12 protein-coding genes are annotated in these 11330 nt (G+C 71.1%); 2 read left to right on the plus strand and 10 right to left on the minus strand.

The window, feature by feature from the left end:
- Positions 1 to 69 precede the first annotated feature (69 nt).
- On the plus strand, positions 70 to 939 hold the full coding sequence (locus tag GWK16_RS12100) for a metallophosphoesterase (protein ID WP_170054211.1): 870 nt from the start codon (positions 70 to 72) through the stop codon (positions 937 to 939).
- On the opposite strand, the gene GWK16_RS12105 is transcribed toward GWK16_RS12100, so the two are convergent.
- The 7 genes from GWK16_RS12105 to GWK16_RS12135 all read right to left on the minus strand — a co-directional run bounded on the left by GWK16_RS12105 (position 936) and on the right by GWK16_RS12135 (position 6721).
- On the minus strand, positions 936 to 1706 hold the full coding sequence (locus tag GWK16_RS12105; protein WP_170054212.1) for an alpha/beta fold hydrolase: 771 nt from the start codon (positions 1704 to 1706) through the stop codon (positions 936 to 938). The two genes, GWK16_RS12100 and GWK16_RS12105, sit on opposite strands and share 4 nt — an antisense overlap.
- Complete coding sequence (locus GWK16_RS12110) at positions 1703 to 2560, minus strand: DMT family transporter (protein WP_170054213.1); 858 nt, start codon at positions 2558 to 2560, stop codon at positions 1703 to 1705. The genes GWK16_RS12105 and GWK16_RS12110 overlap by 4 nt, the downstream gene beginning before the upstream one ends.
- Before the next feature lie 108 nt (positions 2561 to 2668).
- Positions 2669 to 4006, minus strand: a complete 1338-nt coding sequence (locus tag GWK16_RS12115) for a Gfo/Idh/MocA family oxidoreductase (RefSeq protein ID WP_170054214.1) — start codon at positions 4004 to 4006, stop codon at positions 2669 to 2671.
- A gap of 19 nt (positions 4007 to 4025) precedes the next feature.
- Positions 4026 to 4211 carry a hypothetical protein gene (locus tag GWK16_RS12120; protein WP_170054215.1) on the minus strand — a complete coding sequence of 62 codons (186 nt, stop codon included), beginning with the start codon at positions 4209 to 4211 and terminating at the stop codon, positions 4026 to 4028.
- Between the two features lie 2 nt (positions 4212 to 4213).
- On the minus strand, positions 4214 to 4954 hold the full coding sequence (locus GWK16_RS12125) for an SDR family NAD(P)-dependent oxidoreductase (RefSeq protein WP_170054216.1): 741 nt from the start codon (positions 4952 to 4954) through the stop codon (positions 4214 to 4216).
- Positions 4955 to 4973: 19 nt separating this feature from the next.
- Positions 4974 to 5711, minus strand: a complete 738-nt coding sequence (locus tag GWK16_RS12130; protein ID WP_170054217.1) for an SDR family oxidoreductase — start codon at positions 5709 to 5711, stop codon at positions 4974 to 4976.
- Positions 5712 to 5713: 2 nt separating this feature from the next.
- Complete coding sequence (locus GWK16_RS12135; protein WP_170054218.1) at positions 5714 to 6721, minus strand: NAD(P)H-quinone oxidoreductase; 1008 nt, start codon at positions 6719 to 6721, stop codon at positions 5714 to 5716.
- Positions 6722 to 6854: 133 nt separating this feature from the next.
- Between GWK16_RS12135 and GWK16_RS12140 the strand changes: the two genes are divergently transcribed.
- Positions 6855 to 8075, plus strand: a complete 1221-nt coding sequence (locus tag GWK16_RS12140) for an ABC transporter substrate-binding protein (protein ID WP_170054219.1) — start codon at positions 6855 to 6857, stop codon at positions 8073 to 8075.
- Between the two features lie 63 nt (positions 8076 to 8138).
- Here GWK16_RS12140 and GWK16_RS12145 read toward each other — a convergent pair whose 3' ends face one another.
- From GWK16_RS12145 to GWK16_RS12155, 3 genes are all read right to left on the minus strand, one after another.
- Entirely contained in the window at positions 8139 to 9107 is a 969-nt protein-coding gene (locus tag GWK16_RS12145) for a Bug family tripartite tricarboxylate transporter substrate binding protein (RefSeq protein WP_170054220.1), read from the minus strand.
- A 99-nt stretch (positions 9108 to 9206) separates the two neighbouring features.
- The gene (locus tag GWK16_RS12150; RefSeq protein ID WP_170054221.1) at positions 9207 to 10187 is read right to left on the minus strand and encodes a Bug family tripartite tricarboxylate transporter substrate binding protein; all 981 of its coding nucleotides are present in this window, start codon (positions 10185 to 10187) and stop codon (positions 9207 to 9209) included.
- Positions 10188 to 10255: 68 nt separating this feature from the next.
- Positions 10256 to 11326, minus strand: a complete 1071-nt coding sequence (locus GWK16_RS12155; RefSeq protein ID WP_170054222.1) for a sn-glycerol-3-phosphate ABC transporter ATP-binding protein UgpC — start codon at positions 11324 to 11326, stop codon at positions 10256 to 10258.
- Positions 11327 to 11330 lie beyond the last annotated feature (4 nt).

Raw genomic sequence — 11330 nt, forward strand, 5'->3', positions numbered from 1 at the left:
GGGCAGGCATCGCCCCAGCCTCGCCATCTTCCGGGGCATGATGCCGGGCTCCTGGACGGAGCGGTTCGGATGATGTCGCGACGGGGCCTGATGATGGGCCTGGGTGCAACGATGGCGATGGGGACCGGCAGCGCGGCCTATGCGCTGGGCGTCGAGCCCTATCTGCGCCTGGCCGTCGAACGCCATGCCTTCCTGCCATCCAACTGGCCGCCCGGGCTGCGGCTGCGCGTCGTCGTGCTGGCCGACCTCCATGCCGGTGCCCCCGTGATGGACGAGGACCGGATCGAGCGCATCGTCGCCGCCGCGAACGCCCTGCAGCCCGACCTGATGCTGTTGCTGGGGGACTACGGGCCGTCCACGCGGTACGTGACGCGCGAGATCCCGCACGAGGACGTTGCGCGCCGTCTGGGCGCGCTGCGGGCGCCACTCGGCGTGCATGCCGTTCTCGGCAACCACGATTGGTGGGAGGATCGCGACGCCGTCCGGCACCGCACCAGCCTGCCCTCGATCGGGCGCGCGCTCGAGGCCTCGGGCATCCAGGTGCTGCAGAACGACGTGGTGCGCGCCGGACCGGTGCTGCTCGGCGGACTCGATTCCTCCTGGGCCTATGCGGTGCGCCACGGCGCGGACGACCTGCCGAAGCTGCTGGGCCAAGTCACGGGCGACGAGCCGTTGCTGCTGATGGCCCATGAGCCGGACAGCTTCGCCACGCTGCCGCGGCGCGTGGGCGTGACCTTCTCGGGCCATACCCATGGTGGGCAGGTGCGACTGATGGGGTGGTCGCCGGTGGTGCCCTCGATCTACGGCAACCGCTACGCCTGGGGGCATGTGCGGGAGGAGGGCCGCGACCTGGTGGTCTCGGGCGGGCTCGGCGTCAGCACCTTCCCGGTGCGCTTCGGCGTGCCGCCGGAAATCACGCTGGTGGAACTCGGCGCCTAGGCGGCTCCTGCCAGGAAGGGTTCGAGCAGCGCGAGGAAGCCCGTCGGGTTCTCCGCATGAACCCAGTGGCCGGCCGCCGGCACCGTCGCGAAGCGCACGCGGGGAAACAGACCCTGGAAGAGCGCATGGTGCTCGGGGCGGATATACGGCGATCGCTCGCCGGCCATGACCAGGACCGGACCGTCGAAGTGCGCTCCGGGCGGGGCGGTGAAATCCTCGATCTCGGGCATGGCGGCGGCGATCTCGGCGAGACCGATGCGCCATTCCGGCGGATCGGCCTCGAAGCGCAGGTTCTGCAGGAGGAAAGCACGGATGCCGGCTTCGGGGATGGTCGCGGCCAGGGCGGCGTCGGCCTCCTTCCGCAGGAGGCCCGGATGCAGCGGCAGCGCCTGCATGGCGGCAACATAGGCGCGCAGGGTCGGCCTGTAGCGGACGGGCGCGATGTCGGCGACGACCAGGCGGTCGACCCGCTGGGGATGCGACAGCGCGAGGGCCATCGCCGCCTTGCCGCCCATCGAGTGGCCGAGCACCGCGGCACGCGAAATGCCGGCCGCATCCATCGCCCCCGCGATGTCAGCGGCCATGTCGGCGTAGGACATCTCCGCCGCGCGCGGCGAGGCTCCGTGGTTCCGCAGGTCCGGCGTCAGCACCCGGAAACGCGGCGCCAGCGCGCGCCGGATCGCGCCCCAGTTCTGACCCGAGCCGAACAGCCCGTGGAGCAGGAGCAGCGGCGGGCCTTCCCCCGCCTCGGTGACCGCGAGCCTCATGTGCGGGAGGCTAGCACAACCGAGGCAACGATCAGCCCGCCACCGAGCAGCATGTCCCAGCCCAGCGGCTCGCCGAGCCAGAGCGTGCTGATCAGTACGCCGAAGGCCGGCACGAGCAGGAAGGCGACCGAGGCGACGGCGCCGGGCAGCCGCCGGCCCACCTCGATCACGCACCAGGTCCCGATGGGTGCCACGATCAGCCCGATATAGAGCATGAACGGCCAGGACGGGCCGAAGATGCCGCCCTGCGGTTCGAGCACCAGGGCGAAGGGCAGGATCAGCAGCGTCGCCAGGCCGAAGCACCAGGGCAGCAGTTCGAAGACCGGCGAGGCCGGCGGCCATTTGCGCGTGGTGACGATGGCGAGCGACCAGAACAGCGCCGCGGCGACCAGCATCAGGTGGCCGACGAGTTCATTGTGATCCGTCCAGTCGACCGCCCAAGGCCCTGCCAGCGCCGCGACGCCCGCGAGCCCGAGACCCGCTGCGATCCAGCGATGCGGTGGCACCTTCTCGCCCAGGAACACCACCGAGAGCGGGATCAGCCAATAGGTGACGACGGCCGAGATGATCGCCGTCCGCCCCGCCTGCACCAGGGCGACCGCCGCATGTGCCAGCACGAAGAAGGCGCCGAGCTGCAGCAGGCCGAGCGCCACCACCGACGGCACGTCCTTGCGGCGCGGCAGGTGCAGCCGGCCGAGAACCGCCAGCAGCAGCGCGGTGACCAGCACCGCGAGGCCCGCCCGTCCCACCGCGAACCACATCGGCGTCGCGTGCGACAGGGCCGCCTTGGTCACGGGCCAAGCGCCGCCGAACAGCAGGATCGCCACGATCAGGAGATGGAAGGCCTGGCGCATGGCGATCAGTCAGATGTCCCGGGCAATGCGGGATGCGTACCGACGCGCAGCCCGGCGACCATTGTGACTGCAGGGCAGCCGGTCTGGAAAGTCGTCGCGTGCGACAATTCAGTCAAAGAGTGCAAGCATCTCGGCGCGCATCTGCACCGCATCGTGGCGCGGATCGGGCGGCGCATCGGCCGTCGTGATGATCGCGCCTTCCGGCACGTCGCGCGTGAGGCGGATGCCATGCGCAAGGCCGATCGGCAACGCACCGAGGGCCCGCGATCGCGCCGCGGGGACGCATTTGCCCCAGGCACAGGCGCCGCCCTCCCCGTCGAGCACCTCGCCCGCCTTCAGCGCGCGCTTGGCCACCGCGACGACGTCGCCGCTCCAGCTGTCGGAACTGCCGGTCGATTCGCGCCGCAGCGCGGCCGAGGCGACCGAGACGCCGAGTTCGAGCCCGATGAAATGATAGGGCCGCCACAGCGCGGCATAGCGGCCCGAGGGATCGGTCGCGACGCCGTACTCGGTGAAGCAGCGCCGCGCATATTCGGTCTCGCCCTCGAACACCGCATAGACGCCCCAGCGGAGGTTGTCCGGGATCTCGGACCCGTCGCGGCGAACGGAGGAGACGACCTCGACCATCCCCTTGTGCGGCAGGATCCCGCCTTCGTTGTGCGGGCGGAGGATCGTGTGCAGTTCCGATGTGCCGGCCGGCGGGAACGCCAGCCCGTCCTCGGGCGGGGCGAGGCCGGTGGCGTTGGCGATCGCCGCCATCTCGATCCCCGACTTCGTGCCGTCGAGGAAGGAGTTGAACATCTGCGGGTTCATCCCGCCGGCCTGCGCCTGATCCTCGGTGAGGCCGTAGAAGCCCCAGACCGTCGCCGGCGTGCTGGCGTGGAAATGCGGCAGGTATTTCGTGCCCTTGCCCGCGGCGATGACGGTGAAGCCGCCGGCGCGCAACGTGTCGACCATCTCGCACACCAGCGCCGGCTGGTCGCCATAGGCCATGGAATAGACGACGCCGGCCTTGGCGGCCTCCCGCGCCAGCAGCGGGCCGGCGAGGACATCGGCCTCCACGTTCACCATCACGACATGCTTGCCATGGGCGATAGCGGCGCGGGCGTGTCGCAGCCCCGCTTCCGGGTGGCCGGTGCATTCCACCACCACCTCGACGCGCGGATCGGCGATCAGCGCCATGGCGTCCTGCGTCATGTGCGTGCTGCCGTCGCGCATCGCCGTGTCGAGGTCGGACGCGTCGTAGGACCCGTCGGGCCAATGCACGCGGGCGAGTGCGGAGCGGGCGCGCGGGATCGAGAGATCGGCGATGCCGAGCACGTGCATCCCGGCCGTGCGCCGGGCCTGGTGGAGGAACATCGATCCGAACTTGCCGGCCCCGATCTGGGCGATGCGGATGGGGCGGCCCTCGGCGGCGCGCTGCAGCAGCAGTCGATGGAGGTTCACGGCAGCGGACTCCGATCGGTCAGGAAGGGTTGTGCCAGCGGCGCGGACCGTGGCCGGGCAGCCCGCCCCCGCGCAGCCTGGTCAGCGCGGCCCCGGCCAGCGCGAGCACCGCGCCGCCCGCCGCGAAGGCGCGGCCGCCCCCGCGCGGCAGGCGCGCGACCAGCACGGCGAGCAGCGCCGCGACGGCGAGGAGTGCGAGGAACACCCTCAATCCATGTAGAGGCCGCCATTGATGTGGATCGTCTCCCCCGTGACGAAGGCGGCGGCGTCGGAGGCGAGGAAGGCGATGACCGAGGCGACCTCGTCGGGCGAACCGAAGCGGCGCATCGGGGTATTGGCGATCAGTGCCGCGCCGTTGCTCGCCATGACGCCCTCGGTCATCGGCGTCGCGATGATGCCGGGGGAGACGCAGTTGGCGCGGATGCCGCGCGGGCTGAGTTCGTGCACGAGCGAGCGCGTGAAGCCGAGCACCGCCGCCTTGCACGCCGCGTAATGCGCGTGCCGCACGGAACCGCGATGCCCCGCCATGGAGGCGATGTTCACGATCGACCCGCCGTGGCGGATCACCGGCATCGCCGCGCGGCAGGCATAGAAGACGCCGTCGAGGTTCACGCCGAGGGTCAGGCGCCAATCCTCGTCCGACATCTCGGTGACCGGCTGCTCGACATAGAGCCCGGCGCCGGTGACGAGGATGTCGATGCCGCCGAATTCCCGCCCGGCCAGCGCGACCGCCTCGTCCACCTCCTCGCGGTTGGTCACGTCCACGCGGGCGGTCAGGATGCGCGCCTCGGCCGCGGGCAGCGACTGCGCGAACGTCTCGAGGGCCGCGGGATCGAGGTCCGTCAGCAGGAGATGCGCGCCGAGTTTGCGGAACAGCGCCGCGGTGGCCCGCGGGATGCCGCCATTCGCGCCGGTCAGCAGCGCCACCTTGCCCTTCAGGTCGAACATCGCCTTCGGCTCCCTTCGATCACGTCATCATCCAGCCGCCGGCGACGTCGATCGTCTGGCCGGTCACGAATTCCGCATCGGGTCCGGTCAGGAAGCAGGCGGCGCGCGCCACTTCCTCCGGCGTGCCGAGGCGGCGCAGGGGCGTCTCGGCGACCACGGCCGCGTTGGTCGCCCCGCCCGCCACGGCGACCATCGGCGTCGCGATGCGCCCGGGCGCGATGGCGTTCACCGTGATGCCGTGCGGGCCCAGTTCCCCCGCCAGGTGCCGCGTCAGCCCGATCAGCGCCGCCTTGGTCGCCGCGTAGTGGCAGCCGACGATGGGCGTGAACGCCTTCCCGGCGATCGAGGACTGGTTGACGATCCGGCCCCACCGCCGCGCGACCATCCCCGGCGTCAGGCGGCGGACCAGGTTCCACGCGCCGGTGAGGTTCACCGCCAGCACCCGGTCCCATTCCGCCGGGTCCATCTCGAAGGCCGGGGCGGCCCTGCCGTCATGCTTGGGACTGATGCCCGCGTTGTTCACGAGGATGTCGACCGGGCCGAGCGCGGCCTCGACGCGCGTGCAGGCGGCGTCCACGGCGTCGCGGTCGGCGACGTCGCAGAGGATGGCGCCGGCCTGCCGCGCCAGCGCCGGATCCGCTTCCAGTGCGGCAACCTTCGCCCCACGCGCGGCGAGTTCGGCCGCGATGGCCGCGCCGATGCCGCGGCCCGCACCGGTGACGATCGCGACGCGGCCGGCATGCGTCGCCGCGGCCATGGTCAGTCCGCGACCTTCAGCATGATCTTGCCGATGTGCTCGCTGCTCTCCATCAGACGATGGGCCTCGGCGGCCTCGGCCAACGGGAAGGTGCGGTAGATCTCCGGTCCGCACTGCCCCTTGGCGAGCAGCGGCCAGACCTTGGCCTCGAGCGCCGCGGCGAGTTCGCCCTTCTGCGCCGTGGTGCGCGGGCGCATGGTGCTGCCCGTCACGGTCAGGCGCTTCAGCATGATCGGCCGCAGGTCCACCGCGTCGGCCTGGTGGCCGCCGAGGAAGGCGATCAGCACCAGCCGCCCGTCCCAGCCGAGGCTGCGCAGGTTCCGCTGGACATAGGCCGCGCCGACCATGTCGAGGATGACGTCGACGCCCTTGCCCTCGGTCAGGCGCTTCACCTCCTCGGCGAAGTCCTGGGTCTTGTAGTTGATGGCGACGTCGGCGCCGAAGCGACGGCAGGCCTCGCATTTCGCATCCGTGCCGGCGGTGGCGAAGACCTTCGCGCCAAAGGCCTTGGCCAGCTGGATCGCGGTGACGCCGATGCCGGAGGTGCCGCCATGGACCAGCACCGTCTCGCCCGCCTGCATCCGGCCATGGCCGAACAGGTTGGCCCAGACGGTGAAGTAGGTCTCGGGCAGGGCGGCGGCGCGGGCCGCGTCGTAGCCGGCAGGCCAGGGCAGCGTCTGCGCCTCGGGTGCCGCGCAGTATTCGGCGTAGGCCCCGCCATTGGTCAGCGCGCAGACGCGGTCGCCTGCCTTGTAGCGCGTGACGGCGGCGCCGACGGCGACCACCTCGCCCGCACATTCGAGGCCGATGACCGGGCTCGCGCCGGGCGGCGGCGGGTAGGACCCGCTGCGCTGCTGCACGTCCGGCCGGTTCACGCCCGTCACCATGACGCGGATCAGCACCTCGTCGGCCTTGGGCGACGGCACCGGCCCACGTGCCGGGACCAGCACCTCGGGCCCGCCGCCCGCGCCATGGGCGATATAGGTCATCTCGGTCGGCAAGGAGGCCATGCTCGCGTTTTCCCGTATCTTCCGGCGGGACCATTCCCCCCCGCGCGGCCGGGCGTCAAGGCGCGTCGCGGGGTTGCCATGCCGGACGTTGGCGAAGAACATCCGGCCCGTTCGATGACTCCGGAGGAGGTGCATGACTGGCGTTCGCCGCCGACCGCTCTTCGCGGGCCTTGCCGGCGCGGCGGCAGCTCCTTCGCTCGCCGCCGCCCAGGGCAATGAGCTCCGCTTCGGCGCGCTCTATCCCTTCTCCGGGAGCCTCGCGCTTCTTGGCGACGAGTCCTTCCGCGGCCTGGAAGTGGCGGTGGAGGAACGCAACGCGGCCGGCGGCGTGCTCGGGCGGCAGGTCCGCCTGGCCAAGGGCGATGCCGTCGACCAGACCCAGGCGATCGCCGAGGCACGCCGCCTGATCGGCACCGACCGGGTCACCGCGATCTTCGGCACCTACGCCTCGCCGCTCGCCTTCGCCGCCACCCAGGTCGCCGAACTGCAGGGTGCCCCGTATTTCGAGATGGGCGCGATCTCGGATCCGATCACCGAGCGCGGGTTCCGCTACATCTTCCGCACCTGCCCACGGGCATCGGATTTCGGCGCGGCGACGGTCGGCGGGATGGTGGATGCCCTGGCGCCGGCCCTCGCGGTCGAGCCGACCTCGCTGCGGATCGGCATCCTGCACGAGGACGCGCTCTACGGGCAGACCGTCGCCGCCTTCCAGGAAGCGCATCTGCGCGCGCGCGGCCTGAACCTGGTGGAGAAGATCGCCTACGCGGCGCGCGCGGTGGACCTCTCCTCCGCGGTGCAGCGCCTGCGCGGCGCGTCGGCCGACGTCGTGCTGCACACCGGCTACCAGAACGACATCGTCCTGTTCTTCCGCGGCATGCAGGACGCGGGATGGAAGCCGCGGATCGTGATCGGATCGGGCGCCGGCTACTCGCTGACCGACACCGCGCACGCCGTCGGCCCCGCCTTCGAGGGCGTGATGAATGTCGACTTCACCCAATTCGCCGTGAACGAGCAGTTCGCGCCCGGCGCCGCCGCCTTCGTCGAAGCCTACAAGCGGCGCTATGGCACCGAGCCGCGCTCGGGCCATTCGCTTGCGAATTATTTCGGAGCGCGTGTCTGCCTCGATGCCGTCAGGCGCGCCGGCGGGACGGACAAGGATCGTATCCGCAACGCGATGATGGCATCCGATGTGGCGGAGGGCACCACGCCCACGGGCTGGGGCGTGCGCTTCGACGAAAAGGGCCAGAACACGCGGGCGAGGCCGGTCCTGCTGCAGTGGCAGGGCGGACGACAGGTCACCGTCTTTCCGCTGCAGGCCGCGGTGGCCACCCTGCGTCCGCAGCTGGGGGCCTAGAGGGCCGCCAGTGACCGATGGTCGGCGGGCTGCGCGGGAGGTCCCAGCGCAGCCCGGCTCGGATCAATCGACGCGGATGCCGGCTTCCTGGATGATCGCCTCCCACTTCGTCCGTTCGGCATCGAGCCAGGACTTGGCGAAGGCCGGCGACTGGTCGTCGACGACACGCATCGCGAGGTCGCCGAGGCGCGTGCGCACCGACTCCTCTCTCGCCGTGCGGCCAAACGCGCCCGCCACCTGGTCGAGGGTCGCCGTCGGCGTACCCGACGGCGCAAGCACCATGTGCCACGTATAGGCTTCGAGGCCCGGGAACCCGGCTTCCGCCGTGGTCGGCACGTTGGGCAGCTGCGGCAGGCGCTGGCTGTCCATCACCGCCAGCGCGCGCGTCTCACCTCGCTGCACGAAGGGCAGCGTCGTGGTCGCGACATCGACGATGATCGGCACGGAGCCGTTCAGCACGTCCGGCATCGCCGCGGCGGTGCCGCGATACGGCACGTGGTTCGCCCGCACATTGGCGCGCCGCAGCAGCAGCTCGGTCGCGAGGTGCAGCGCACCGCCGTTGCCGCTGCTCGCATAGTCGTGCTTGCCGGGCTCGGCGCGCAGCTTCTCGATCAGTTCCGGCAGCGTGCGGGCCGGAAAGTCCTTGTTCACCGTGATCACCATCGGGATCACGCCGATCAGCGAAACGGGCGCGAAATCCGCCACCGGATCGAAGGGCAGGCGCGGGAAGAGCGGGCGCAGCACCGAATGCGCGACCGTCGTGTAGAGCAGCGTCTGCCCATCCTTCGGCGCCTTCGCGACCGCATCGGTCCCGACCACGACACCCGCGCCGGTGCGGTTCTCGACGATCATGCGCTGCGGCAGCGCCTTGGAGATTTCGTCGGCGAAAAGTCGCGCCGGAATGTCCGTCGGCCCGCCGGCGGCGAAGGGAACGACGAGGCGCACGGGCTGGGTCGGCCAGGACTGCGCGCGCGCGGCAACAGGCGTAAGGGCCGCGGCGGCGCCGAGGCCCAGCAGATGACGTCGGTTCATGTGGCATTCTCCCGATGGCCGGACGCATGGACGATGCGTCCGGCCCCGTCAACCGCAGGGTAACAGTGGGTTACACCGCGGTCGTAACCACTGCGAGCATCAGCCGTTCGCAGTGATGCCCGCGCTGCGGATGATCGGCTCCCACTTCGCGATCTCGGCGTCGAGGAAAGCCTTGGCGCTGTCCGGCGTGCTGTCCGCGACGACGTTCATCGTCAAATCCCGAAGCCGGCTGCGCACCAGGTCCTGGGACATCACGCGATTGGTCGCCGCGTTGATCGCCTGGATGATCGGCGCCGGAGTGCCCGAGGGGACGAGGATCATGTGCCAGGTGTAGGCGACGAAGTTGCGCACGCCCTGCTCGTTGAAGGTCGGCACGTTCGGCGCGACGGGCGAGCGCTGCATGTCGGAGATGCCGATACCGCGGAGTTCCCCACGCGCCAGGTAGGGCAGCGCCCCGGCGGCCACGTCCATGATGATCGGGATGCGGCCCGACAGCACGTCCGCCATCGCCGCGCTCGACCCCCGATAGGGCACGTGGTTCACGCGCAGCCCGCCGGCCTCGTGCCACAGCAGCTCGGTCGCGAGATGCACCGCGCCCCCATTGCCCGAGGACGCGTAGTCGTACTTCCCGGGATTGTTGCGCAGCAATGCGAACAGTTCCTGGGCGTTCGAGACACCGAGCGACGGATGCACCAGCATGATCATCGGAATCTGCCCGCACAGCGCGACGGGGGCGAAATCCGCGATCGGATCGAAGGGCAGGCGCGGGAACAGCGCGCGCAGCACCGCATGGGCGATGGTGCTGTACAGGATCGTGCTGCCGTCCTTCGGCGCCTTCGCGACGACGTCGGTGCCGATGACGACGCCCGAGCCGGTGCGATTCTCGACCACGACGCGCTGCGGCAGGAACTCGCTCATGCGGTCGGCGATCAGGCGCCCGACAACGTCGGTCGGACCACCGGCGGCGAAGGGGATCACCATCCGCGTGGGCTGGGTCGGCCAGGCGGGCGACTGGGCCTGACCGGCGAAGGGCGCCAACGCGCCGGCGGCGCCGAGACCGAGGACGTGACGACGGTTCATGCGGATGTTCCTCCCGGCGGGTCAGCGCCCGCGTTCATCCGCACATAGCGCGAAAGCCCGCGCGCGCGTCAATGCCCCGGGTCGATGCGCCGGCCCGTCTCGGCATCGAAGACATGCAGCGCGCCCGGTTCGGGCGCGAGCGCGACGCCCGCCTGCCCCGCCACGCCCGGCACGCGCGCGGTCAGCGCCGTGCCGTCCGCCAGGCGACCATGCAGCACCGTCTCGGAGCCGAGTGGCTCCGCGAGGTCCACCGTCAGCGCAAGCCCGTCCGCACCGACCTGCTGCAGGTGCTCGGGGCGGATGCCGATGGTGACCGGACGCCCCTCCCCGCCGGGCCGCGCGCCGTCGGCGAAGCGCCAGACCGTGCCGCCCGACAGCCGCGCCGCCGCGCCGCCATCGACCAGCGTCGCAGGCAGGAAGTTCATCGCAGGGCTGCCGATGAAGGAGGCGACGTAGGTGTCGGCCGGCTTCGACCATACCTCCATCGGCGTGCCGACCTGCGCCGCGCGCCCTTCATGCATCACCACCAGCCGGTCGCCGAGGGTCATCGCCTCGACCTGGTCATGCGTCACGAACAGCGAGGTGACGGCGAGGCGCTTCTGAAGGCGGCGGATCTCGGCGCGCATCTGCACGCGCAGCTTGGCGTCGAGGTTCGACAGCGGCTCGTCGAAGAGGAACAGCTTCGGGTGCCGCACGATCGCCCTGCCCATGGCGACGCGCTGGCGCTGCCCGCCCGAGAGCTGCCGCGGCTTGCGTTCCAGCAACTGGCCGATCGACAGCAGTTCGGCGGCTTCCTGCACGCGCTGGCGGATCTCGGCCTTCGGCAGGCCGCGGATCTTCAGCCCGTAGGCCATGTTGTCGAAGACGGTCATGTGCGGATAGAGCGCGTAGGTCTGGAAGACCATCGCGATGTCCCGGTCCGCGGGTTCGAGCGGCGTGACGTCGAGCCCGTCGATCATCACCTGTCCCGAGGTCGGCGTCTCGAGCCCCGCGACGATGCGCAGCAGGGTCGACTTGCCGCAGCCCGAGGCGCCGACGATGACGACCATCTCGCCATCGGCAATCGCGAGATCGATGCCGTGCAGCACGCGCGTGGCGCCGAAGGATTTCTGCACGCCCTTGATGTCGAGGCTCGCCACGCGC

The organism is Neoroseomonas marina, from assembly GCF_012927745.1.
Lineage (GTDB): Bacteria > Pseudomonadota > Alphaproteobacteria > Acetobacterales > Acetobacteraceae > Neoroseomonas > Neoroseomonas marina.